At 60.0% G+C, this 23,766-nt stretch carries 23 protein-coding genes and 1 pseudogene; 8 read left to right on the top strand and 16 right to left on the bottom strand.

The genetic code is table 11. From position 1 onward, the window contains the following. Window positions 1–124 precede the first annotated feature (124 nt). The 6 genes from KGA96_RS02180 to KGA96_RS02155 form a co-directional block, all read right to left on the bottom strand. Window positions 125–865 carry a hypothetical protein gene (locus KGA96_RS02180; RefSeq protein ID WP_008047086.1) on the bottom strand — a complete coding sequence of 247 codons (741 nt, stop codon included), beginning with the start codon at window positions 863–865 and terminating at the stop codon, window positions 125–127. A 68-nt stretch (window positions 866–933) separates the two neighbouring features. Continuing rightward, window positions 934–1,314: a RidA family protein gene (locus tag KGA96_RS02175; RefSeq protein WP_003229509.1), complete on the bottom strand. Its 381-nt coding sequence runs from the start codon at window positions 1,312–1,314 to the stop codon at window positions 934–936. Window positions 1,315–1,337: 23 nt separating this feature from the next. Further along, window positions 1,338–3,443: a bifunctional GTP diphosphokinase/guanosine-3',5'-bis pyrophosphate 3'-pyrophosphohydrolase gene (spoT, locus tag KGA96_RS02170; RefSeq protein ID WP_046038943.1), complete on the bottom strand. Its 2,106-nt coding sequence runs from the start codon at window positions 3,441–3,443 to the stop codon at window positions 1,338–1,340. Window positions 3,444–3,500: 57 nt separating this feature from the next. After that, a complete protein-coding gene (gene rpoZ, locus KGA96_RS02165) occupies window positions 3,501–3,764 on the bottom strand; it encodes a DNA-directed RNA polymerase subunit omega (RefSeq protein WP_007921129.1) in 264 nt (87 codons plus the stop codon). 167 nt (window positions 3,765–3,931) lie between these two features. After that, window positions 3,932–4,552: a guanylate kinase gene (gene gmk / locus KGA96_RS02160; RefSeq protein WP_046038947.1), complete on the bottom strand. Its 621-nt coding sequence runs from the start codon at window positions 4,550–4,552 to the stop codon at window positions 3,932–3,934. 12 nt (window positions 4,553–4,564) lie between these two features. Then, window positions 4,565–5,428, bottom strand: a complete 864-nt coding sequence (locus KGA96_RS02155) for a YicC/YloC family endoribonuclease (protein ID WP_046038949.1) — start codon at window positions 5,426–5,428, stop codon at window positions 4,565–4,567. A 268-nt stretch (window positions 5,429–5,696) separates the two neighbouring features. Here KGA96_RS02155 and rph point away from each other — a divergent pair, with 268 nt between their 5' ends. After that, entirely contained in the window at window positions 5,697–6,419 is a 723-nt protein-coding gene (rph, locus tag KGA96_RS02150) for a ribonuclease PH (RefSeq protein ID WP_007975179.1), read from the top strand. A 28-nt stretch (window positions 6,420–6,447) separates the two neighbouring features. Beyond that, complete coding sequence (locus KGA96_RS02145) at window positions 6,448–6,816, top strand: DUF4870 domain-containing protein (protein ID WP_046038952.1); 369 nt, start codon at window positions 6,448–6,450, stop codon at window positions 6,814–6,816. A 180-nt stretch (window positions 6,817–6,996) separates the two neighbouring features. On the opposite strand, the gene KGA96_RS02140 is transcribed toward KGA96_RS02145, so the two are convergent. Continuing rightward, window positions 6,997–7,776, bottom strand: a complete 780-nt coding sequence (locus KGA96_RS02140) for an exodeoxyribonuclease III (RefSeq protein ID WP_003176915.1) — start codon at window positions 7,774–7,776, stop codon at window positions 6,997–6,999. An 81-nt stretch (window positions 7,777–7,857) separates the two neighbouring features. Between KGA96_RS02140 and pyrE the strand changes: the two genes are divergently transcribed. Next, window positions 7,858–8,502 (top strand): orotate phosphoribosyltransferase, encoded by a 645-nt coding sequence (gene pyrE / locus KGA96_RS02135; RefSeq protein ID WP_011336558.1) that lies wholly within the window; start codon window positions 7,858–7,860, stop codon window positions 8,500–8,502. Window positions 8,503–8,707: 205 nt separating this feature from the next. Here the strand turns inward: pyrE and argB are convergent, their stop codons facing one another. The 4 genes and pseudogenes from argB to coaBC form a co-directional block, all read right to left on the bottom strand. Further along, on the bottom strand, window positions 8,708–9,613 hold the full coding sequence (gene argB, locus KGA96_RS02130) for an acetylglutamate kinase (RefSeq protein WP_008047078.1): 906 nt from the start codon (window positions 9,611–9,613) through the stop codon (window positions 8,708–8,710). A gap of 17 nt (window positions 9,614–9,630) precedes the next feature. Beyond that, a pseudogene (locus tag KGA96_RS02125) lies at window positions 9,631–11,004 on the bottom strand (phosphomannomutase/phosphoglucomutase); the annotation flags it as partial. A 269-nt stretch (window positions 11,005–11,273) separates the two neighbouring features. Then, entirely contained in the window at window positions 11,274–11,729 is a 456-nt protein-coding gene (gene dut, locus KGA96_RS02120) for a dUTP diphosphatase (protein WP_007975171.1), read from the bottom strand. A gap of 5 nt (window positions 11,730–11,734) precedes the next feature. After that, window positions 11,735–12,943 carry a bifunctional phosphopantothenoylcysteine decarboxylase/phosphopantothenate--cysteine ligase CoaBC gene (gene coaBC, locus KGA96_RS02115; RefSeq protein WP_046038959.1) on the bottom strand — a complete coding sequence of 403 codons (1,209 nt, stop codon included), beginning with the start codon at window positions 12,941–12,943 and terminating at the stop codon, window positions 11,735–11,737. A 135-nt stretch (window positions 12,944–13,078) separates the two neighbouring features. On the opposite strand from coaBC, the gene radC reads away from it, so the two are divergent. Beyond that, window positions 13,079–13,753 carry a RadC family protein gene (gene radC, locus KGA96_RS02110; protein WP_223465211.1) on the top strand — a complete coding sequence of 225 codons (675 nt, stop codon included), beginning with the start codon at window positions 13,079–13,081 and terminating at the stop codon, window positions 13,751–13,753. Between the two features lie 133 nt (window positions 13,754–13,886). On the opposite strand, the gene KGA96_RS02105 is transcribed toward radC, so the two are convergent. After that, window positions 13,887–15,473: an ABC transporter substrate-binding protein gene (locus KGA96_RS02105; protein ID WP_046038964.1), complete on the bottom strand. Its 1,587-nt coding sequence runs from the start codon at window positions 15,471–15,473 to the stop codon at window positions 13,887–13,889. A gap of 445 nt (window positions 15,474–15,918) precedes the next feature. Here KGA96_RS02105 and rpmB point away from each other — a divergent pair, with 445 nt between their 5' ends. Both rpmB and rpmG read left to right on the top strand, forming a co-directional pair. Beyond that, window positions 15,919–16,152: a 50S ribosomal protein L28 gene (gene rpmB, locus KGA96_RS02100; RefSeq protein WP_007975166.1), complete on the top strand. Its 234-nt coding sequence runs from the start codon at window positions 15,919–15,921 to the stop codon at window positions 16,150–16,152. A gap of 11 nt (window positions 16,153–16,163) precedes the next feature. Then, complete coding sequence (gene rpmG, locus KGA96_RS02095; RefSeq protein ID WP_003177274.1) at window positions 16,164–16,319, top strand: 50S ribosomal protein L33; 156 nt, start codon at window positions 16,164–16,166, stop codon at window positions 16,317–16,319. Window positions 16,320–16,461: 142 nt separating this feature from the next. Here the strand turns inward: rpmG and KGA96_RS02090 are convergent, their stop codons facing one another. Then, window positions 16,462–16,674, bottom strand: a complete 213-nt coding sequence (locus tag KGA96_RS02090) for a hypothetical protein (protein WP_046038966.1) — start codon at window positions 16,672–16,674, stop codon at window positions 16,462–16,464. A gap of 189 nt (window positions 16,675–16,863) precedes the next feature. Then, window positions 16,864–17,226 carry a cupin domain-containing protein gene (locus tag KGA96_RS02085; protein WP_046038968.1) on the bottom strand — a complete coding sequence of 121 codons (363 nt, stop codon included), beginning with the start codon at window positions 17,224–17,226 and terminating at the stop codon, window positions 16,864–16,866. 394 nt (window positions 17,227–17,620) lie between these two features. Here KGA96_RS02085 and KGA96_RS02080 point away from each other — a divergent pair, with 394 nt between their 5' ends. Both KGA96_RS02080 and KGA96_RS02075 read left to right on the top strand, forming a co-directional pair. Further along, the gene (locus KGA96_RS02080) at window positions 17,621–19,114 is read left to right on the top strand and encodes an aldehyde dehydrogenase (RefSeq protein WP_223465213.1); all 1,494 of its coding nucleotides are present in this window, start codon (window positions 17,621–17,623) and stop codon (window positions 19,112–19,114) included. Window positions 19,115–19,374: 260 nt separating this feature from the next. Next, window positions 19,375–20,520: an MFS transporter gene (locus KGA96_RS02075; protein ID WP_046038972.1), complete on the top strand. Its 1,146-nt coding sequence runs from the start codon at window positions 19,375–19,377 to the stop codon at window positions 20,518–20,520. A gap of 25 nt (window positions 20,521–20,545) precedes the next feature. Here KGA96_RS02075 and KGA96_RS02070 read toward each other — a convergent pair whose 3' ends face one another. Beyond that, window positions 20,546–22,120: a phospholipase D family protein gene (locus KGA96_RS02070; protein ID WP_223511487.1), complete on the bottom strand. Its 1,575-nt coding sequence runs from the start codon at window positions 22,118–22,120 to the stop codon at window positions 20,546–20,548. 60 nt (window positions 22,121–22,180) lie between these two features. Next, window positions 22,181–23,614, bottom strand: coding sequence for a PLP-dependent aminotransferase family protein (locus KGA96_RS02065; protein ID WP_046038975.1), 1,434 nt, complete (start codon window positions 23,612–23,614; stop codon window positions 22,181–22,183). Window positions 23,615–23,766: the final 152 nt, after the last annotated feature.

Raw genomic sequence — 23,766 nt, 5'->3', positions numbered from 1 at the left:
AAACACCTGTGGGAGCGAGCTTGCTCGCGATGGCGGCATAACAGTCAACGATGATGTTGGATGTTATGGCCTCATCGCGAGCAAGCTCGCTCCCACAGTGTTTTGTGGTGCTTTCAAGGGATGCTTATTGCTTCTCGAGCAACCACTTGCGCTCACCCGGGGTGAACGAGGGCATCTCGTCCGCCTGCGCCGTGTTCACGGTCTGGAAAATCTCCAGTTCCTTGCCCTTGCGTGCAAAGATCCAGGCGTTGCCCTGGCCATTGAGTTGCAGCCACATGTTGTCATTGCCACCGCTCATGGATGCGCAATCACCGGCCAGGCACAACGCATAGCGATCGCTGCCTGGCAGGCCGGTCACTTGGCCGTCGGCCTGGAATTGAACCGTGTTGCCTTCGCCTGGGCCGTTGACGATTGTCCAGCCGCCGCCCATGTAGGCTGAATACAGCGCACGTTCGAAGCTGGCGCCTATCGGTGCGCCATCCGGTACCTGGATCTGTACGCGGTCGAAGACTTGTTCAGGCTCGTTGTCGCTGGCGGACTGGCTCAGTTGCTTGCCGTCACGCTTCAGCTCACTGGCCGAGCTGCCATAAAAGTCGACTTTCCAGGCGCCGGACTGTTCACCCAGCAGCTTGCCGTCGACATTTTCAAAACCGTTGGTGTAGCGGGCCTGACCGGCCTTGGTGTTGATGTCCCATTCCAGGTTCGGACCATAGGCCTGGAGAGCTTCACGCAGGGGGACGCCTTTGGCGGCAGCATCGATCGCCACCTGGTTGATCCAGGTGCCGCTGATGTCGCGGTCGGCAGGGTTGCTGGCACATCCGCCCAGGAACAGGGCGAGCAGAGAGAGAGCAAGCGCGTTGCGCATGGGTGGAATCCTTTCAAGCATTCTTTACAGCAGAGCAGTCGGCGCAGCCCGAGGCTGCGCCGTACGCATTACTCGATGACCAGGATGGCATCCATTTCAACCTGCGAACCCTTTGGCAGGGCTGCTACGCCGATGGCGGCGCGGGCAGGGTAAGGCTGGTCGAAGTACTTGCCCATGATCTCGTTGACCTTGGCGAAGTGGCTCAGGTCGGTGAGGAAGATGTTCAGCTTGACGATGTCCTTGAACGAACCGCCAGCGGCTTCAGCCACGGCCTTGAGGTTCTCGAACACCTGGACGGTCTGGGCCTCGAAGCCTTCAACCAGTTCCATGGTTTTTGGGTCCAGGGGAATCTGACCCGACATGTAAACGGTGTTGCCAGCCTTGATCGCCTGGGAGTAAGTACCGATGGCGGCCGGGGCCTTGTCGCTGGTGATAACAGTCTTGGTCATGTAGGACTCCTTGTAATTAGGGCTTAGGCGCGCATGCGGGTGATGCGAGTCACCCCGGTCAAGGCGCGCAGTTTCTTGATCACGCGGGCCAGGTGCACGCGGTCGTGCACGCTGACCACCAACTGGACCACGCTGATGCGACCATCGCGTTCGTCCATGCTGATTTTCTCGATGTTACCGTCGGCGGCGTTGACGCTGCTGGCCAGCAGGGCGATAAGGCCGCGCTGGTGTTCCAGCTCGACGCGCAGCTCGACGTTGAATTCGCCGGTGACATCCTTGGCCCACGAGAGCTGGATGCATTTTTCCGGGTTGTGGCGGATTTCGCTGATATTGCGGCAGTTGTCCAGGTGCACGACCATGCCTTTGCCGGCGGACAGGTGGCCAACAATCGGGTCGCCCGGGATCGGCGTGCAACACTTGGCGTAGCTGAGCACCAGGCCTTCGGTGCCGCGAATCGCCAGCGGGCCTTCAGGGCTAGGCAACTGTTCGCCTTCGCCCAGCAACCGGCGGGCCACCACATAGGCCATGCGATTGCCCAGGCCGATGTCTTCCAGCAGGTCTTCGATCAGTTCCAGGCGGTACTCGACGAGCATGGCCTTGACGCGTTCGGCCTGAATTTTCTCCAGCGAGCTGTCGAAACCATTGAGGACCTTGTTCAGCAGGCGCTCGCCGAGGCTGATGGATTCGGAGCGGCGTTGCAGCTTCAGTGCATGGCGTATGTGCGTGCGCGCCTTGCCGGTGACCACGAAGTTGAGCCAGGCCGGGTTCGGCCGCGCACCTGGGGCGCTGACGATCTCGACCGTGGAGCCGCTTTGCAGCGGTTCGGACAGTGGCGCGAGACGACGATTGATCCGGCAGGCAATGCAGCTGTTGCCCACGTCGGTGTGCACCGCGTAAGCGAAGTCGACTGCCGTGGAGCCCTTCGGCAGCTCCATGATCCGGCCTTTGGGCGTGAACACATAGACCTCGTCCGGGAACAGGTCGATCTTCACGCTTTCGATGAATTCCAGCGAGTTGCCGGCGCGTTGCTGCATTTCCAGCACGCCCTTGACCCACTGGCGGGCGCGGGCATGGGTGCCTTTCGGCTGCTCGTCGCCGCTGGACTTGTACAGCCAATGGGCGGCGATGCCGTTGTTGGCCATCTCTTCCATTTCACGGGTGCGGATCTGGATCTCGATCGGAACACCGTGCATGCCGAACAGCGTGGTGTGCAGCGACTGGTAGCCGTTGGCCTTGGGGATTGCGATGTAATCCTTGAACCGCCCCGGTAACGGTTTGTACAAATTATGCACGGCACCCAGCACGCGGTAGCAGGTATCGACCTTGTCGACGATGATCCGGAACGCGTAGACGTCCATGATCTCGTTGAAGGCCCGACGCTTGCCGCGCATTTTCTTGTAGATGCCGTAGAGGTGTTTCTGGCGACCGCTGACCTCGCCCTGGATGCCATCGATGGCCAGGCAGTGGCTTAAGGATTCTTCGATCTTGTTGACGATTTCCTTGCGGTTGCCCCGGGCGCGTTTGACCGCCTGGTAGATCCGCGCGGAACGCATCGGGTGCATGGCCTTGAAACCGAGGTCTTCGAACTCTATGCGGATGGCGTGCATGCCCAGCCGGTTAGCGATGGGCGCATAGATTTCCAGGGTTTCCTTGGCGATGCGCCGGCGTTTTTCGCCGGACAGCACTTCCAGCGTGCGCATGTTGTGCAGGCGGTCGGCCAGCTTGACCAGGATCACGCGAATGTCGCGGGCCATGGCCATGGCCATTTTCTGGAAGTTTTCGGCTTGCGCCTCGGCCTTGGTCTCGAAGTTCATCTGGGTCAGTTTGCTGACCCCGTCGACCAGTTCGGCCACAGTTTCGCCGAACTGCGCTTGCAGCGCTTCCTTGGCAATACCGGTGTCTTCGATCACGTCATGCAGCATCGCAGCCATCAGACTCTGATGGTCCATGTGCATGTCGGCAAGAATATTCGCAACCGCGAGTGGGTGCGTGACGTACGCCTCGCCGCTACGGCGGCGTTGGCCGTCGTGGGCTTGTTCGGCGTAGAAATACGCTCGGCGGACCAGATTGACCTGGTCCTTGCCGAGGTAGGTCGATAAGCGATCGGCGAGGGCGTCTATGCTCGGCATGATGTCTCCTGCCGTAAGCTTTTATCCCGCGCCGTGCTACGTCGACCAGGCATAGGCTTAGACGGCCTCGTTGGACTCGTCCTCGAATGCAGCAAAAAGCGGTTCATCTTCAACGATTTCGGCTTCGGCGATAGCTGCGTAGTCGATCAGGCCTTCAGCGATTTCACGCAGGGCGACGACGGTAGGCTTGTCGTTTTCCCATGCTACTTTCGGCTCTTTGCCGCCGGTGGCCAGTTGACGGGCACGCTTGGTAGAGAGCATGACCAGCTCAAAGCGGTTATCCACGTGTTCTAGGCAGTCTTCAACGGTTACGCGGGCCATGGTCTTCCTCGTAGCAAATGCAATATGCGCGTTGCCCGGATGGGCGAGCGGACTCAACAGTTTAAAAAATCACCAGCGTTTAGGGAAGCGCTGATTTTTTGACCAGGCCCTTCAACGCGCTACAAGTGCCAATGTAAAGCCCTTGCAGCTGTTTTGGGAAGGGCTGATTAACCGAGCAATTCAGCCAGCAATTTGCCGTGACGCTGCTGCTGACGCTTCTGAATCAGCTGATTGGCGCGGAAAATCGCCTTCAGATCGTGCAGCGCGTGGGCGAAATCGTCGTTGATGATCAGGTAGTCGTAGTCGACGTAGTGGCTCATTTCGCTGACGGCTTCGCGCATCCGGCCGTCAATGACTTCATCACTGTCCTGGCCGCGATTGGTCAGGCGCTGGTGCAGGGCCTGCAATGACGGCGGCAGAATGAAGATCGAGCGGGCCTGAGGCATCAGCTTGCGTACTTGTTCGGCACCTTGCCAGTCGATTTCCAGAATCAGGTCGTGGCCTTCGTCCAGGGTCTGCTGAAGGTGGCTTTGCGAAGTGCCGTAGAGATTGCCGAACACTTCGGCGCGCTCGAGGAAATCCCCGTGTTCGATCATCTTCACGAACTCGCTGCGGTCGACGAAGTGATAGTTCACGCCATTCACTTCACCGGGACGCATGGCGCGGGTGGTGTGGGAGACCGAGACGCGGATCTCCGGGTTTGCGTCGGTCAGGGCCTTGACCAGACTGCTCTTGCCCGCGCCCGAAGGGGCGGAAATGATGTACAGGGTGCCGGTGCTGTGTGTCATGTCGGGGTAGCCTTACTCAATATTCTGCACTTGTTCGCGCATCTGCTCGATCAACACCTTGAGGTTGACCGCAGCCTGGGTGCTGCGCGGGTCGAAGGCTTTGGAGCCCAGTGTATTGGCTTCGCGGTTGAGTTCCTGCATCAGGAAGTCCAGGCGCCGACCGGCGGCGCCGCCGGATTTGAGCACCCGGCGAACTTCGATGATATGAGTGCTCAGGCGATCCAGTTCTTCGGCGACGTCGCTTTTTTGCGCGAGCATGACCATTTCCTGCTCCAGGCGCTGCGGGTCCATCTCGGCCTTCATGTCGGCGAAGCGGTCGAGGACTTTCTGGCGCTGGGTGGCGAGCATTTGCGGAACCAGTTCGCGCAAGGTCACCACGTCTTCTTCGATGGAGCTCAGGCGCTCGTTGATCAGCCGCGCCAGCTCCGTGCCTTCGCGCTCGCGGCCGGCCTTCAGTTCCTTGAGGCCCTGGTTGAACAGTGCCAGCGCTTCGGCGTTCAAGGCTTGCGGGTCGGTGGCGTCGCCTACCAGGACGCCGGGCCAGGCCAGGACTTCCAGTGGGTTCAGCGCTGCCGGGTTCTTGATCAGGCTGGCGATGGTCTCGGCGGCGGCGACCAGTTGCGCGGCGCGCTCCTGATCGATTTGCAGCGCCTTGCCGGTGTTCTCTTCGGTGAAGCGCAGGGTACATTCGAGCTTGCCCCGCGATACTCCCTGGCGCAGGGCCTCACGAACAGCGCCCTCGAGGTCACGGAAGGATTCCGGGAGACGCAGGTGGGGTTCCAGGTAGCGGCTGTTGACCGAGCGCAGTTCCCAACTCAGGGTGCCCTGGACGCCGGCTTTCTCGACGCGGGCGAAGGCGGTCATGCTGTGCACCATGGAGGTACCTCGCAAGGCAGATCGGCACAGAACCGAGGTTCCGGGAATCCGATATCAATGAATTAAAGCCGACTGGCAGCAAAGGCGCAGGATTGTAGCGCAGTGGCGCAGATGCGCCCAAACACACAGTGTGACAAAGAGCGGCAGGCCTGCACCGACGCGCGGTGCAGAGCCCTCGGTCGTCGGCGGAATTTTTTAGAAGTGCCCAGTGGCGGCCGTCGGCTCTATAATGCTCCGCAGTTTTCCGTCCCCAGTACAGGTACTCCCTATGATACGTCCAAGTGGTCGCGCTGCCGATCAGCTCCGCTCGATCCGCATCACCCGCAACTACACCAAACACGCCGAGGGTTCTGTGCTGGTCGAGTTCGGTGACACCAAGGTCATCTGCACCGTCAGCGTTGAACCGGGCGTACCGCGTTTCCTGAAAGGCCAGGGCCAGGGCTGGTTGACCGCCGAGTACGGCATGCTGCCGCGCGCAACCGGCGAACGTAACCAGCGTGAAGCGAGCCGCGGCAAGCAAGGCGGCCGAACCCTGGAAATCCAGCGTTTGATCGGCCGTTCCCTGCGCGCTGCGCTGGACATGACCAAGCTGGGTGACGTCACCCTGTACGTCGACTGCGACGTGATCCAGGCCGACGGTGGCACCCGCACCGCGTCGATCACCGGTTCCATGGTTGCGCTGATCGATGCCTTGAAAGTCATCAAGAAGCGTGGCGGCCTGAAGGGCGGCGACCCGGTCAAGCAAATGATCGCTGCGGTTTCCGTGGGCATGTACAAGGGTGAGCCTGTGCTCGACCTCGATTACCTGGAAGACTCGGCCGCCGAGACTGACCTGAACGTGGTAATGACCAGCGCTGGCGGTTTCATCGAAGTCCAGGGCACTGCCGAAGGCGCGCCGTTCCAGCCTGAAGAGCTGAACGCGATGCTCGAACTGGCCAAGAAAGGCATGAACGAGATCTTCGAACTGCAAAAGGCCGCACTGGCTGACTGACCGGACTGCTCCAGACAAGGAGGACACCATGAGTGACGAGCAACTGCCGCTGCCCACGCCGAGCCAAGAGGTGCGTCAGTGGGCCATGTTTTGCCACTTGTCCGCCTTGCTGGGGATCTGGATTCCGTTCGGCACGATCATCGGCCCGCTGATTCTCTGGCAGATGAAGCGCGAGATGGACCCGTTCATCGATGCCCAGGGCAAGGAAGCGCTGAACTTCCAGATCACCGTCGCAATCGCCTCGGCTATCTGCTTCTTGCTGATGGTGGTGATTATCGGGTTCTTCCTGTTTGGCCTGATCGCGATCGGTGCGCTGGTGCTTACGATCATTGCCGGGGTGAAGGCCAATGAGGGGCAGCCTTATCGGTATCCGTTCACTTGGCGGTTGATCAAATAACGATCAACGAAGATCCCCCCCGTAGGAGCGAGCCTGCTCGCGATAGCGGTCTGACAGCCACTGCATCGGTATCTGGTGTATCGTCATCGCGAGCAAGCTCGCTCCCACAGAAAAGCAAAAACGAGTACCCACAAAAAAGCCGACATTGCTGTCGGCTTTTTTGTGTCTGCGAAACGACGCTTAAATGGTCAGCGTCCAGTCGTAGTCCACGATCAGTGGCGCGTGTTGCGAGAACCGCGGCTGGCGTGGCAGGCGTGCGCTGCGTACGAAGCGGCGCAGGCCAGGGGTCAGCAACTGATAGTCGAAGCGCCAACCGAGGTTGAGCATCTCCGCCTGTTCGTTGTCCGGCCACCAGCTGTACTGGTCGCCTTCACGGCTGACTTCACGCAGGGCGTCGACATAACCCATGTTGCCGACAATCTCGTCCATCCAGGCACGTTCAGGTGCCAGAAAGCCCGGAGATTGCTGGCTGTCGCGCCAGTTCTTGATATCCAGCTTCTGTTGCGCCACGTACAGAGAGCCACAATAAATGTACTCGCGGCGTTTGCGTCGCTGTTTATCCAGATAACGGGCGAAGTCGTCCATTAGCTTGAACTTCTGGTTCAAGTCTTCATCGCCGTTCTGCCCCGAAGGGAGCAGCAAGGTCGCGATGCTGACCTTGTCGAAATCGGCTTGCAGGTAGCGCCCGTAGCGGTCGGCCGTCTCGAAACCGAGACCGCTGATGACAGCCTTCGGTTGCAGCCGCGAATACAAAGCCACGCCGCCTTGGGCGGGAACTTCGGCATCGCAGGCATAAAGGAAGTATCCATCCAGTTGGAAGGCTGGATCGTCCAGTTCAAAGGCGGAGGCGCGGGTGTCCTGCAGGCAGATGACGTCGGCATTCTGTGCCTGCAGCCAACTGAGCAAACCACGCTCGACTGCAGCCTGAATACCATTGACGTTCACACTGATGATCCGCATAAATGGCCCCAAAAATCGCGTGCGTGTATGATACACGGCGTCAAGCTAATTAGCTAAATCCGTGGTATTTGGGGTTTTTTCATGCAAGCGTATCAGCGCGATTTCATCCGTTTTGCCATCGATCGCGGCGTTTTGCGCTTCGGTGAGTTCACCCTGAAGTCCGGGCGCACCAGTCCTTACTTCTTCAACGCTGGCCTGTTCAACTCGGGTTCGGCTCTGGCGCAGCTGGGACGTTTCTACGCCGCTGCCATTGCCGAGAGCGGCATTCCCTTCGACGTGCTGTTTGGCCCGGCCTACAAAGGCATCCCTTTGGCGGCGACTACTGCGGTGGCCCTGGCCGAGCATCACAACCGTGACCTGCCATGGTGCTTCAACCGCAAGGAAGCCAAGGCCCACGGTGAAGGCGGCAGCCTGGTTGGCGCACCGTTGACCGGCGACGTTCTGATCATCGACGACGTGATCACCGCCGGCACCGCAATCCGTGAAGTGATGCAGATCATCGCCTCCCAGGATGGCGCCAAGGCCGCTGGCGTGCTGATCGCCCTGAACCGTCAGGAGCGTGGCAACGGCGAGTTGTCGGCGATCCAGGAAGTCGAGCGTGACTTCGGCATCCCGGTCATCAGCATCGTTTCGCTGAACCAGGTGCTGGAATTCCTGGCAGATGACCCGCAGCTCAAGCAGCATCTGCCAGCCGTGGAAGCGTACCGCGCGCAGTTCGGCGTTTAATCGCTATTCCCTGTGGGGAGCTTGTGTGGCGAGGGAGCTTGCTCCCGCTGGGCTGCGTAGCAGACCCAAGAATGTCGTGAGTGCTGCGCACTCAAGCGGGAGCAAGCTCCCTCGCCACAAAAAAGCAGCCTTCCATAGGGAAGACGGTGCAAAAAAAGACCCCGCTCAGCCAGGCCGAGCGGGGTCTTTTTGTTTGCGCTATCGCTTAAGGACGCTTGCGATTGCTGATCAGGGTGCCCACGCCGGTATCGGTGAAGATTTCCAGCAGGATCGCATTCGGTACGCGACCGTCGATGATCAGCGAGCTGCCCACGCCGCCCTGGACCGCTTCCAGTGCGCAACGGATCTTCGGCAGCATGCCGCCGTAGATAGTGCCGTCGGCGATCAGGTCGTCGACTTGCTGGGTTGTCAGGCCAGTCAGGACCGTGCCCGACTTGTCCATCAGGCCGGCGATGTTGGTCAGCAGCATCAGCTTCTCGGCTTTCAGCGCTTCGGCGACTTTACCGGCCACCAGGTCAGCGTTGATGTTGTACGACTCGCCGTTGGCACCGACGCCGATGGGCGCGATCACCGGGATGAAATCGCCCTTGACCAGCAGGTTCAGCAGGTCGGTATTGATGCCGACTACTTCGCCCACGTGGCCGATGTCGATGATTTCCGGGGTGGTCATTTCCGGTGTCTGACGGGTAACGGTGAGCTTCTTCGCGCGAATCAGCTCGGCGTCTTTACCGGTCAGGCCGATGGCGCTGCCGCCATGACGGTTGATCAGGTTGACGATGTCCTTGTTGACCTGGCCGCCGAGGACCATTTCCACCACATCCATGGTCGCGGCGTCGGTGACGCGCATGCCGTCGACGAAATGGCTCTCGATCGACAGGCGCTTGAGCAGGTCACCGATTTGCGGGCCGCCACCGTGAACCACCACCGGGTTGATGCCCACGGCCTTCATCAGCACGATGTCGCGGGCGAAGCCGGTTTTCAGCTCCTCGCTTTCCATCGCGTTGCCGCCGTATTTGATCACCAGTGTCTTGCCGACATAGCGGCGGATGTAAGGCAACGCTTCGGACAGGACCTTGGCGGTGTTGGCGGCGGCTTCGCGTTCGAGGGTCATTCAGGGCTCCGGGTGAATCAGAACGGTAGTTGGAGATCAGGTGCAACACGCTTCAACTGGACTTTGAATACGTCCTTGATGCGCTGCAATTCAGCCTCGTCATCGGCCTCGAAACGCAGCACCAGCACCGGAGTGGTGTTGGAGGCGCGTACCAGGCCCCAGCCTTTGGCATAGTCGACTCGCACGCCGTCAATGGTGGTCAGGTCGGCGCCTTCGCCCCACTGCGCATCGTGCAATGCATCAATGATGCTGAATTTGCTCTCTTCGGTCACATGGATATTGATTTCCGGCGTAGAAATATCGTTCGGGAAGGTCGCGAACAGCTCTTCGGCCGAGGATTTTTCCTTGCTGAGGATCTCCAGCAATCGCGCGGCGCTGTAGATGCCGTCGTCGAAACCGAACCAGCGCTCCTTGAAGAAAATGTGCCCGCTCATTTCGCCAGCCAGCAGGGCGCCGGATTGTTTCATTTTCTTTTTGATCAACGAGTGACCAGTCTTCCACATTAACGACCGACCACCGTATTCCTTGATCAGCGGAATCAGGCGACGGGTGCATTTGACGTCGAAGATGATTTCGGCGCCCGGGTTGCGCGCCACGACGTCGCGGGCGAACAGCATCAGCAGGCGGTCCGGGTAGACGATGCTGCCGGTGTTGGTCACCACGCCGACGCGGTCGCCATCGCCGTCGAAGGCCAGGCCGATGTCAGCGTTGGTTTCCTTGACCTTGGCAATCAGGTCCACGAGGTTTTCAGGTTTGCCCGGGTCCGGGTGGTGGTTCGGGAAGTTGCCGTCCACTTCGCAGAACAGCGGGATGACTTCGCAGTTCAGCGCTTCGATCAGTTGCGGGGCGATCACGCCGGCCGCGCCGTTGCCGCAGTCGACGACCACTTTCAGGCGACGGGCCAGCTTGATGTCCTGGACGATTTCGGTGGTGTAGCGATCGAGAATCTCGACCTGGGTGATGCTGCCCTGGCCGCTGCTCAGGTTGTTGGTCTTGAGGCGGTCGTGCAGGGCCTGGATCTGTTCGTTGGCCAGGGTGTCGCCGGCAATGACGATCTTGAAGCCGTTGTAGTTCGACGGGTTGTGGCTGCCGGTGAGCATCACGCCGGATTTGCCGGCCAGTACGTTGGCGGCGTAGTAGAGCGCCGGAGTCGGGACCAGGCCGACATCACTGACGTGGCAGCCGCTGTCGGCGATGCCTTTGATCAGTTGCGCGACCAGCTCCGGGCCGGACAGGCGACCATCGCGACCGACGGACACGTTTGGCTCGCCCTGGGCCAGGCTTTGGGAGCCGACGGCGCGGCCGATCCAGTAAGCGGTTTCGGCGTTCAGGAATTCCGGGACGGTGCCGCGGATGTCGTAGGCGCGGAAGATGCTGTCAGGGAACTTGGGTACGATTTTGGCCGGGGTGTTCATCTGTGGAAATGCTCCATCTCGAAAGTGGCTGGACAGGCCGCCGATTCATTCGGCAGCAGGTTCAAACTGAAGGGTATGACGGCGTTTTCCACAGAGAGTTCGTGGTATGAAAGGGCCATGACGCCCCTGACGGCAAGGGTTTGGCCGGGCAATGCCTTGATTTCCGGAGCTAAACCTTGCAGATGACAATTTGAATTTTGTGGCGAGGGAGTCAGATCCCCCGCCCCAAGAACAGCGTGATCGGATCAGCGGGTACCGGTATGGCCGAAACCGCCAGTGCCGCGCTCGGTTTCAACAAACTCTTCAACCATCTCGAAGTGAGCCTGTACCACCGGCACCAGCACCAGTTGCGCCAGGCGCTCGCCGACCGGCATGGTGAATTCGGTCTGGCCACGGTTCCAGCAGGAGACCATCAATGGGCCTTGGTAGTCGGAGTCGATCAGACCCACCAGGTTGCCCAGCACGATGCCGTGCTTATGGCCCATTCCCGAGCGCGGCAGAATCAGCGCCGCCAGGTTTGGGTCACCGATATAAACCGACAGGCCAGTGGGGATCAGCACGGTTTCACCAGGCTTGATCACGGTGTCCTGTTCCAGCATGGCGCGCAGGTCGAGGCCGGCGGAGCCTGGTGTGGCGTATTGCGGCAGCGGGAATTCGGTACCGATGCGGGGGTCGAGGATCTTGGCTTGCAAAGCGTGCATGTAAATTAAACCTGGTTCAGACGTTCGGCGATAAAAGTGATCAGCTGGCGAGCAATCTTGCTCTTGCTGGTCTGGGCGAAAAGTGTGGCGTGAAGTTCACGGTCGATGACGCTGCAGGCGTTTTCTTCGCTGTTGAAGCCAATGCTCGGGTTGGCGACGTCGTTGGCGACGATCAGGTCGAGGTTCTTGTCTTTCAGCTTGCGTGCAGCGTAATCGAGCAGGTGTTCGGTCTCGGCGGCGAAACCGACACTGAACGGACGGTCGGGGCGGGTGGCGATGGTGGCCAGGATGTCCGGGTTACGCACCATCTGTAGCAACAAGCCGTCGCCGTTCGTAGGATCTTTCTTGAGTTTCTGCGGGGCGACGACTTCCGGACGGTAATCCGCGACCGCTGCCGAGGCGATGAACAGATCGCAAGGGATCGCCGCTTCACACGCGGCGAGCATGTCGCGGGCGCTGACCACATCGATGCGGGTGACGCGATCGGGAGTCGGCAGGTGTACGGGGCCGGTGATCAGGGTCACGCGGGCACCGGCCTCCACGGCGGCTTCGGCCAGGGCAAAGCCCATTTTTCCGGAGCTGTGGTTGGTGATGTAGCGCACCGGGTCGATGTTTTCCTGGGTCGGGCCGGCCGTGATCAGCACGTGTTTGCCGGTCAGCGCCTGACGCTGGAAGCAGTCGGCGGCACACTGGGCCAGTTCAATGGCTTCGAGCATGCGCCCCAGGCCGACATCGCCGCAGGCCTGGCTGCCGGAGGCCGGGCCGAAGACCTTGATGTCGCGACTTTCTAGGGTTTGCAGGTTGGCCTGGGTCGCCGGATCGCGCCACATCGCCTGGTTCATTGCCGGTGCGACGGCGACCACTGCGTCGGTGGCCAGCACCAGCGTGGTCAGCAGATCGTCGGCAATGCCTTGGGCCAGGCGGGCAATAAGGTCCGCCGTGGCGGGGGCGATCAGCACCAGGTCGGCCCATTTGGCGAGCTCGATGTGGCCCATGGCTGCTTCGGCCGCCGGGTCCAGCAGGTCCAGGTGGACCGGGTGCCCGGACAGGGCCTGCATAGTCAGCGGGGTGATGAACTCTGCGCCGCCACGAGTCATGACCACGCGCACTTCGGCGCCCTGATCGATCAGGCGGCGAACCAGGTCGGCGCTCTTGTAGGCAGCGATGCCGCCGCCGACGCCCAGAACAATGCGTTTCCGATACAGCCGCTGCATAGGCCTGCCTTTCAATTCGTTGGTGACATACGTGGCGAAACCCCCTCCCCAGGATGAATTCGCCCGCAAAAAAGATGGGCTACGATATCACAGCGACCGCTACGGAACAGCGGTGCCCACAGACAGGGAGGTGCTATGAGTATTCGCGATTGGCCGGCGACGGAACGGCCGCGGGAGAGGTTGCTTGAACAGGGTGCGGGAAGCCTTTCGGACGCCGAACTGCTGGCGATCTTTTTACGTACGGGCGTGGTGGGTAAAAGTGCAGTAGATCTGGCGCGACACCTGTTGAATCAGTTTGGCAGCCTGCGTTTGCTGCTTGAGGCCGATCAGGAAACGTTCAGCAAGCAGCTGGGACTTGGGCCGGCGAAATTTGCACAGTTGCAGGCTGCGCAAGAAATGAGCAGGCGCCATCTGGCCGAGCGAGCGCGCCAAAAATCGGCACTGGAGAATCCGCACGCGGTTCGTGAGTACCTGAAATCGATGCTGCGCCACGAGCCGCACGAGGTGTTTGGGTGTCTGTTTCTCGATTCCAGGCATCAGGTACTGGCGTTTGAGACGCTGTTTCGCGGCTCCATCGACAACACCAGTGTTCATCCGCGAGAGGTGGTCAAGCGTGCCCTGGCCAACAACGCAGCAGCATTGATCCTCTGCCACAACCATCCGTCGGGCAACACCGACCCCAGTCAGTCCGACCGGGTGCTGACCAATCGCCTGCAAAAGGCGCTGGAGTTGATTGACGTGCGGGTGCTCGACCATTTCATCATCGGCGACGGCGATCCGTTGTCGATGGCTGAGTATGGGTGGATGTAGATCTGGTGGGGGAATGCAGAACCCTGTGGGAGCGGGCTGCCCGCGATGACGGCGGTACATTCAGTACAAAGGTTGCCTGAAAGTCCGCTATCGCGAGCAAGCTCGCTCCCACAGGTTATGTGTGGTGGTTGGGTTATTTGATACTGACCTTGGAATAGTCCTGCCGGCCGAACGGGCTGACCGAGTACCCCTCGACATCCTTGCGCGTCAGCGCGAACGCAGTCGGGTGGGCCAGTGGCAACCACAGCGCCTGCTGCTGGATCTGCGCCTGGGCCTGTTCGTAGAGTTTGCTGCGCACACCTTGCTCGCCGGTGGTCTTGCCGGCGCTGATCAGCTTGTCCAGGTCCTGATTGCAGTAGCGGGCGAAGTTGGTACCGGACTTGACCGCGGCGCAGGAAAACTGCGGCGTGAGGAAGTTGTCCGGGTCACCGTTGTCACCGGCCCAGCCCATGAACAGCAAGTCATGTTCACCGGCCTTGGCGCGGCGGATCAGTTCGCCCCATTCGATCACGCGGATTTCGGCCTGAATGCCGATTTCCGCGAGGTCAGACTGCAGCAGTTGAGCGCCAAGGCTTGGGTTGGGGTTAAGCAGGCTGCCGGAAGGGCGGGTCCAGATGGTGGTCTGGAAGCCGTCCTTGAGTCCGGCCTTGGCCATCAAGGCTTTGGCCTTCGCAATGTCGTGAGGGTAGCCCGGCAGGTTTTTCGCGTAGCTCCAGGTGTTGGGTGGGTACGGACCGTTGGCCGCCTCGGCGGTGTCTTCGAACACGGCTTTGACATAGCTGGCCTTGTCGAAGGCAAGGTTGATGGCCTGGCGGACTTCAGGCTTGTCCAATGGCGGATGCTGGCTGTTGATGCCGACGAATGCGGTCATGAACGCGTCAGTCTTTTCGACTTTCAGCGTCGGCTCTTTCAGCGCTTCCTGTACGTCCAGAGGCTTGGGCGACAGGGCGATCTGGCATTCGTTACGGCGCAATTTCTGCAGGCGCACGTTGGCGTCCGGGGTGATGGCGAAGATCAGCGGATCTACAAGAGGTTTGCCACCGAAGTATTCGGGGTTGGCTTTGTAGCGAACCGAGGCGTCCTTCTGGAAGCGAGTGAAAACGAACGGCCCTGTGCCGATTGGCTGGCTGTTGAGCTTCTCGGGTGTGCCGGCCTTCATCAGTTTGTCGGCGTATTCGGCCGAATAGATCGAGGCGAAGCCCATGCTCAGGGTCGCCAGGAAGGTCGAATCCGGGTGGTCGAGGGTGAAGCGTACGGTCTGCGGGTCGAGGGCGTCGATCTTCTTGATCAATGCAGGTAACTGCATCGATTGCGCATGGGGGAAGCCGCTCTGGGCGACTTTGTGCCACGCATTGGCCGGGTCGAGCATGCGGTCGAAGCTGAAAATCACGTCTTCGGCGCTCAGGTCGCGCGTTGGGGTGAAATACTCGGTGCGATGGAATTTCACCTGCGGGTGCAACTTGAAGACGTAGGTCAGGCCGTCGGGGCTGACTTCCCAGCTGTCGGCGAGGCTGGCGACCACTTTGCCACTAGCCGTGTCGAAGTCCACCAGGCGATTCATCAGCACATCGGCCGAGGCGTTGGTGGTGGTCAGCGAGTTGTACTGCACCACGTCGAAGCCTTCAGGGCTGGCCTCGGTGCAGACGCTCAGGGCGGCGGCAAAGGCCTGTGGGCTCAGCAGAAGCGGGGCGAGCAATAGCGGTAGGGCAGCGAGGCGCATGGTCGGCTTCCTTTACAGATCGAAGGCCCATCTGCAAGTGCAGTCTGGAAAAGGCTTACCCTAGTGGGCTCGTTTGCAAATGACTATCCCCTTTTTCATTTTGAGAGGACTATAGCGCCTGAATTTGCTGTGAGGCGGGAGAGCAAAATCCTGATTTGGCCGGTTGGCCGATTCTCTGCGACGAGCGGTCGCCATCGATGATAGCCTTTGTCCAAGGCGCTCGGAGCCCGAAAAACGGGGTTTTTGTGAATTCAACGCGCACCGAATGTTGTTGCTCTCCAGTCTTTCTGGTATAAAGCAGCGCTCTTTTCTAGGGGCCCGGTTCCTTCACTGTAGGTGTAGCCGGTAAGACCTCTAAAGAAACGCGGCGCCTGGCGCCAAATGACTGAGAGATTAAGCGGCCAACCCATGCCGGGTTGGGCATGTGGTTTTAGAGGGCTGAGGCATGTCTAGAGTATGTCAAGTTACCGGTAAGGGTCCGGTGACTGGGAATAACATTTCCCACGCAAACAACAAAACCCGTCGTCGTTTCCTGCCGAACCTGCAGCATCACCGCTTCTGGGTTGAAGAAGAGAAACGTTTTGTGCGTCTGCGCGTATCTGCCAAAGGCATGCGTATCATCGACAAGCGTGGCATCACTGTCGTGCTGGCCGAACTTCGCCGCGATGGCAAGGTTTAAGGGAGCTAATCATGCGTGAATTGATTCGTTTGATTTCGAGCGCCGGTACTGGTCACTTCTACACTACCGACAAGAACAAGCGTACTACCCCGGACAAAATCGAGATCAAGAAATATGATCCGGTTGTTCGCAAGCACGTGATCTACAAGGAAGGCAAAATCAAGTAATTGATTTTTCCCTCTTACGAAAAAGGCCCGTATCGCGAGATACGGGCCTTTTTTGTTGTGCTTGAAAAAACGGGTAACTCTTCAGTCTGATCAAGTCACAGTGCTTCAGTGCTGAGTAGAGCGATGCACGGTTTAGCGCAAATCAATTGCCCATGGTGACATGGGTGATGATTTCGTTTTCAACCAGCAGATTGATCCGTGCGGGATTGTAGTCTTTGGTCATGATGAACCCGATGCCCCTCGGACGTACCGCCAGCCCGGTCTTGTTGGCGAGCTCTCCACGCAGCTCTTCGGAGTATTGCCGGCCGATGTACTGAATGGCTGTGTCCAGGTGTTGTTTCAAATCAGTGGTCATATATCGCTTCCTTGCAATTGGTGAGTGAGCGAAATTGCTCCCGTCATCCGTCTTGGATGCCGTGAAGAAATACTGGAGCAGCCCCGAATATTTATCACCTGCTGTACTGTATCGCGATGTTTGCCGGAGCCCGCCCATGAAAAAGCCCGTCACCAAGGACGGGCTTTTAAGTATTTCGATGATCTTGCTTCAAGCCTTCTGTTCAAACGCTACGTAGATCTTGCGGCATGGCTCCAGCACTTCCCAGGTGCCTTTGAATCCGGCGGGGATCACGAAGCGGTCGCCTGCGCGCAGGGTCTTGGCATTGCCCTCGTTGTCACGCAGCACCGAAACCCCTTGCTGGATCTCGCAGTACTCGTGCTCGGTGAAGTTCACTGTCCACTGCCCGACTGCACCTTCCCACACACCAGCGTTCAACTGGCCACAAGGGCTGTTGTAGTGGTTGTAAACGGCTTGTTCCGGGTCGCCCTTGAGCACTTTGGCTGCGTCCGGGCGGTAGCGTTCGGCGGCGGTGGTGGCCTGGCTGAAGTCGACGACGTTCTGGATGTTCATTGTTGTTATCCCCCGTGATTACGGCGCGAGTGGTGGGTGTCCGGTCTCGCCAATACTGTTCCTTTTTGACGGCATCTGTTGCTGTCATGCTGCGTTGCCGCTCCTCGCCATAGCGGGCTATGACTCGTCACGGCGCCTTGCCTGACAACAACATCTGCTCGTCAAAAGAGGAACGTATTGGCGAGACCGGACACTGAAAGGCTCAAAGTCTATGTTTATTAAAATGAACATCGCAAGGCCGTTTGCCGGTGTTATGTCAAATATATTGAAACTTCATGTGCGGCTGGTTTAGGGTGGTGGATGCCTTGGGCCGAAAAGCAGGCTGGCCGGGCAGAATTCCTGACAGCGCCCGCGAAGAACGCGGGTGTCGTATCAATAAGAGGAGGACACTCGCATGACCACCCTGACCCGTGCCGACTGGGAACAACGTGCCCGCGACCTGAAAATCGAAGGCCGCGCCTATATCAATGGCGAATACACCGACGCCGTTTCCGGCCAGACCTTCGAGTGCATCAGCCCGGTCGATGGCCGTCTGCTGGGCAAGATTGCCAGCTGTGACGCCGCCGATGCCCAGCGCGCCGTGGAAAACGCTCGCGCCACCTTCAATTCCGGTGCCTGGTCGCGCCTGGCGCCGACCAAGCGCAAGTCCACCATGATCCGTTTCGCCGGCCTGCTCAAGCAGCACGCCGAAGAGCTGGCCCTGCTTGAAACCCTGGACATGGGCAAGCCGATCAGCGATTCCCTGTACATCGACGTTCCCGGTGCGGCGCAAGCCCTGAGCTGGAGCGGCGAAGCCATCGACAAAATTTACGACGAAGTAGCGGCCACTCCGCACGACCAGTTGGGTCTTGTGACCCGTGAGCCGGTGGGTGTTGTTGGCGCCATCGTGCCGTGGAACTTCCCGCTGATGATGGCGTGCTGGAAACTTGGTCCTGCGCTGTCCACCGGTAACTCGGTGATCCTCAAACCGTCCGAAAAATCCCCGCTGACCGCCATTCGCATCGCTGAACTGGCTGTCGAAGCCGGCATCCCGAAAGGCGTGCTGAACGTGCTGCCGGGTTACGGTCACACCGTCGGCAAGGCCCTGGCCCTGCACAACGATGTCGACACCCTGGTGTTCACCGGATCGACCAAGATCGCCAAGCAGCTGTTGATCTACTCCGGCGAGTCGAACATGAAGCGCGTCTGGCTCGAAGCTGGCGGCAAGAGCCCGAACATCGTGTTCGCCGATGCACCGAACCTGCAAGACGCTGCTGAAGCCGCAGCTGGCGCCATCGCCTTCAACCAGGGCGAAGTCTGCACCGCCGGTTCGCGCCTGCTGGTCGAGCGTTCGATCAAGGACAAATTCCTGCCACTGGTGATCGAGGCACTGAAAACCTGGAAGCCGGGCAATCCGCTGGATCCTGCAACCAACGTTGGTGCGCTGGTCGATACCCAGCAGATGAACACCGTGCTGTCTTACATCGAGTCTGGTCATGCCGACGGCGCCAAGCTGGTGGCCGGTGGCAAGCGTACGCTCCAGGAAACGGGCGGTACTTACGTTGAGCCGACGATTTTCGACGGTGTGAGCAACGCGATGAAAATCGCCCAGGAAGAAATCTTTGGCCCGGTACTGTCGGTCATCGCATTCGACAGCGCCGAAGAAGCCATCGCGATCGCCAACGACACACCGTACGGCCTGGCTGCTGCGGTCTGGACGGCCGACATCTCCAAGGCTCACCTCACCGCCCGCGCACTGCGTGCCGGTAGCGTGTGGGTCAACCAGTACGATGGCGGTGACATGACTGCTCCGTTCGGTGGCTTCAAGCAGTCCGGCAACGGTCGCGACAAGTCCCTGCACGCTTTCGACAAGTACACCGAGCTGAAGGCGACCTGGATCAAGTTGTAAGCCGTTAAGGGAGGCCTGTTGTAGAGCAGGCCTCCCGAACGACGCAGATCCCTTGTGGGAGCGAGCCCTGTGGTGAGGGGGCTTGCCCCCGTTCGGCTGCGAAGCAGGCGCAAAACCATTGCATGCGGTGTACTTGATACACCGCAATTGCAGGTTTTGGGGCCGCTCCGCGACCCAACGGGGGCAAGCCCCCTCGCCACAAAGGCTCGCTCCCACAGTACTTTGCGCTGCATATAAAAATATCCACAGGAGCGTGGAACATGCGTTGGGCGACTTATTTCGCCGTTTTGGCATCTGTCCTGAGTGTCGGCTTGGCCCTGGGTGTCAGCATGCCGCTGGTGTCGTTTCGCCTGGAAAGCTGGGGCTACGGCTCGTTTGCCATTGGTGTGATGGCGGCGATGCCGGCCATTGGTGTCCTGCTGGGGGCGAAAGTCTCCAGCCATCTGGCGGCGCGCTTCGGCACGGCCAATCTGATGCGTCTGTGCCTGTGGGCCGGGGCGGTCTCGATCGGTTTGCTGGCGCTGTTGCCGAGCTATCCGATCTGGTTGGTGCTGCGGCTGATGATCGGGGTGATCCTGACCCTCGTATTCATCATCGGTGAAAGCTGGATCAATCAACTGGTGGTCGAGCAATGGCGCGGGCGGCTGGTGGCGCTGTATGGCAGCAGCTACGCCTTGAGTCAGCTGGCAGGGCCGGTATTGCTGGGCTTCCTCGGTACCGAGCATGACTATGGCTTTTGGGTGGGTGTCGGTTTGCTGATGGCTGCACCGTTCCTGCTGTTGGGACGCAGTGGCGCGCCGAGCAGCGAGGCCAGCAGCGTGACCCTGCGTGATTTGCTTGAGTTCTGTCGAGGCCTGCCGGCGATTGCCTGGGCGGTGTCGCTGTTTGCCGCGTTCGAAGCGATGATCCTGACGCTGTTGCCGGTCTACTGCCTGCGACAGGGCTTCACCACGGAAATCGCTTTGGCGATGGTCAGTACGGTGGTGGTCGGCGATGCGGTGCTGCAATTGCCGATTGGTGCGTTGGCCGATCGTTTGTCGCGACGCGCGTTGTTCGCCGGTTGTGCTGTGGTCCTGCTGATATCGAGCCTGGCAATCCCGCTGCTGATCGACACGCTGATGATCTGGCCGCTGTGGGTGCTGTTCGGCGCCAGCGCTGGCGGGTTGTTCACCTTATCGTTGATCCTGATCGGCGAGCGTTATCGCGACGATGCGCTGGTGCGGGCCAACGCACACATCGCCCAACTGTGGGGGATTGGTTGTCTGATCGGGCCGCTGCTGGCGGGTGCCGGCAGCCAGTGGATCAGCGGGCATGCATTGCCGTTGCTGATGGCGGTAGGGGCCTTGGGTGTGTTGATTGTGGTGTCGCGGCAAGGGGCGTTTGGCGCGGCTGCAGAGCCAGCCTGAAGAACCACAATGGATCATCGGCTGGCTACAACATCTTCTCCAGCCCAACCGTATTGCTCATCCACGCATTGAAGCGTCGCCACCAACTCCCTGGCTCCTTGGTCAGGGTGTGCATTTTCCCGTCGTCTTCGGTGGTCCAGACGATCTTTCCGTTTTCCAGCTCCACCTGATAACTCAGGGCCGGCGCCATGCCCTGCAGCGCCAGTTCGCGGACCCGTGCGGCCAATTCCGGGCTGTCCACCAGTACGCCGACTTCGGTGTTCCACAGCACCGAGCGTGGATCGAAATTGAACGAGCCGATAAAGGATTTCTGCTGGTCGAATATCATCGCCTTGCTGTGCAGGCTGGAGTCAGAGCTGTGATAGGCGCTGCTGGAAAACAGATGCGGCCCGCTACCGCTGCCGCCTCCCTCGCCGGGTTGGCGACGCAATTCGTACAGCTTCACGCCGTGCTCCAGCAGCGCCCTGCGATAGGGCGCGTAACCACCGTGTACGGCGGGAACGTCCGTGGCTTCCAGTGAATTGGTCAGCAAACTCACAGAAACGCCGGCATCGGCGCGCCCGGTCAGGTACACCAGTCCCGGCTGGCCGGGCACAAAGTAGGCCGAGATCATGATCAGCTCTTTGCTGACGTTATTGAGTTCAGGTGCGAGTTGCGTGGTAAGCAGCAACCGCGGATCGGGCTCGCCCTTGGCCAGTACCTTGCTCGGCGCATCCCACAATGCCTGGTTCCAGGCCCAGATCAGCTCGCGGCGCCAGATGTCCAGGCGTGGGTGGGTGGTGAAAGTCATCAAGTGTTTATAGAGCGCGTGATTCTGTTTGCGCGTTTCCGCCAGGGACTCTTCCAGTCGGACGCGGGTGTTTTCCAGGTCCCGGGGTGTGGGTTTGCTCGACAGGAATTCGTCGATCGGCTTGCTCAGGGCGCTGTTCCAGTACTGGTCGAAACTGTGCCCGAGTTGCTCGGCGACCGGGCCGACACTGAGCATGTCGATGTCGGTGAAATTCATGTTGGGCTTGGCATCGTAATACTCGTCCCCCAGATTGCGCCCGCCGACGATGGCCATGCTGTTGTCCGCAAGCCACAATTTGTTGTGCATGCGTCGATGCTGTTGCGACAGGTTGAACAGTCGGCCCACGGTGCGCGTCACCCCCGTACTGCGGCCCAGATTCAGCGGGTTGAACACGCGGATCTGGATGTTCGGATGCGCGGCGAGGGTGGCAATGACCCGGTCCAAGCCATCGCTGGCAGTATCGTCGAGCAGTACCCGCACCCGTACGCCCCGGTCGGCAGCCTTGAGCAACTCCTCGATCAGCATGCGCGTGCTGATGCCGTCGTGCACGATGTAGTACTGCAAGTCGAGGCTGCTTTGGGCGTTACGGATCAGTTCGGCGCGGGCGGTGAAGGCCTCGGTGCTGTCCGATAGCAGGCGAAAGCCCGATTGTCCCTTGTAAGGTGCGGCCTGCGCCTGGACCGAGCGGCCGAATGCGGAGTTTGAAGCCGGCAGCGCCTGGCTCGGCACACGCTGTACTTCGAGGTTGGCGCAACCGTCCAGGAACGCGGTGAGTAGCAGAAGAGCAAGCAGGGGCTGTCTGACTCTCACGTAGGATCGTTCCGTTTGGCGGCGCAGATAGGCATATGGACGCTGATCCCCGAATAAAAGTCAGTCGCTGAGCTGATCGGTTTCCGCCAGCAGTTTGATCGCTGTCGCACCGACCTTGCGCACCGCGTCTTCGATCTGTGGTGTTGGCTTGGCAGCGTAGTTCATGCGCAGGCAATTGCGGTACTTGCCCGAGGCGGAAAAAATACTGCCCACGGCAATCTGTACGCCTTGGTCGTGCAATGCGCGATTCAGTTTCAGGGTGTCGAAACCTTCCGGTAGTTCGACCCACAGCATGAAGCTGCCCTGTGGGCGACTCGCGCGGGTACCGGCCGGGAAATAGCGGGTCACCCAATCAATCATCACGTCGCGATTGCGCTGGTATTGCGTGCGCATCCGCCGCAAATGCGGTTCGAAGTGGCCGCCCTTGAGAAATTCGGCGATGGCGATCTGCGGTTGTGGTGCGGTGGATCCGGTGCTGATGTATTTCATGTGCAGCACCCGTTCCAGATAGCGGCCGGGCGCAACCCAGCCGATGCGCAGGCCCGGCGCCAGGGTTTTGGAAAACGAACTGCACAACAGGACGCGACCGTCCTCGTCGAAGGACTTGATCGTGCGCGGGCGCGGGTAGGTGTAGGCCAGTTCGCCATACACATCGTCCTCGATGATCGCCACGTCATAGCGCTGCGCAAGCGTCAACAACGCGCGTTTGCGCGACTCCGGCATGATGTAGCCCAACGGGTTGTTACAGTTGGGGGTCAGCTGTATGACCTTGATCGGCCACTGCTCCAGGGCCAGTTCCAGCGCTTCGAGACTGATGCCGGTCAATGGATCGGTGGGGATTTCCAGGGCTTTCATGCCCAGGCCCTTGAGGGTCTGCATCGCACCGTGAAAGCTCGGCGAGTCCACTGCGACAATGTCGCCGGGTTCGCAGATCGCGCGAATACTGGTGGACAGCGCTTCGTGGCAACCGGTGGTGACCACCAGTTCGCTGGCGCTCAACTGGCAGCCGGAATCGAGCATCAGGCGAGCGATCTGTTCGCGCAGTTCGAGGTTGCCGTGGATGTTGTCGTAATACAGACCGGGCATGTCCTGCCGCCGGCTGATTCGCGCCAGGTCACGCAGCAGCGGTTTCATGGTCGGGCTGGTGATGTCCGGCATGCCGCGGCCCAGTTGCACCACGTCTTTGCGCGGCACGGCGCGAATCAACTCCAGCACTTGATCCCATTGGGAAATGTCCACCGGCCGTTGGGCCGGGCGGCCGACTGCCGGCAAATCCGGCAGCTCGCGACTGGCCGGCACGAAGTACCCGGATTTGGGGCGTGGCATGGCCAGCCCGCTGTCTTCCAGCACCCGATAGGCCTGCTGCACCGTGCTCAGGCTGACGCCGTGCTCGACGCTCAGCGCCCGTACCGAAGGCAGCCGGTCACCGGGGCGGTAGAAGCCCTGTTCGATACGTGTGCCGAGCAATTCGGCGAGGTTGACGTAAAGGGTCATGGTGCAGCCTCGATAGGAGTGATTCGGTTAACCAGTACAGATCGGGCAAAAAATCGGGATTCAGTGGCGGAATCGGCAAAACTGTATTGAGTTAATACAGTTGCTTTGAATCTGTAATGCTTTTGCGCGCCCACGCATCATGGAACCTCTGG

Source organism: Pseudomonas sp. GL-R-26 (genome assembly GCF_019947365.1).
Classification (GTDB): Bacteria; Pseudomonadota; Gammaproteobacteria; order Pseudomonadales; family Pseudomonadaceae; genus Aquipseudomonas.
This window is presented reverse-complemented; position numbering and strand designations above follow the sequence as displayed.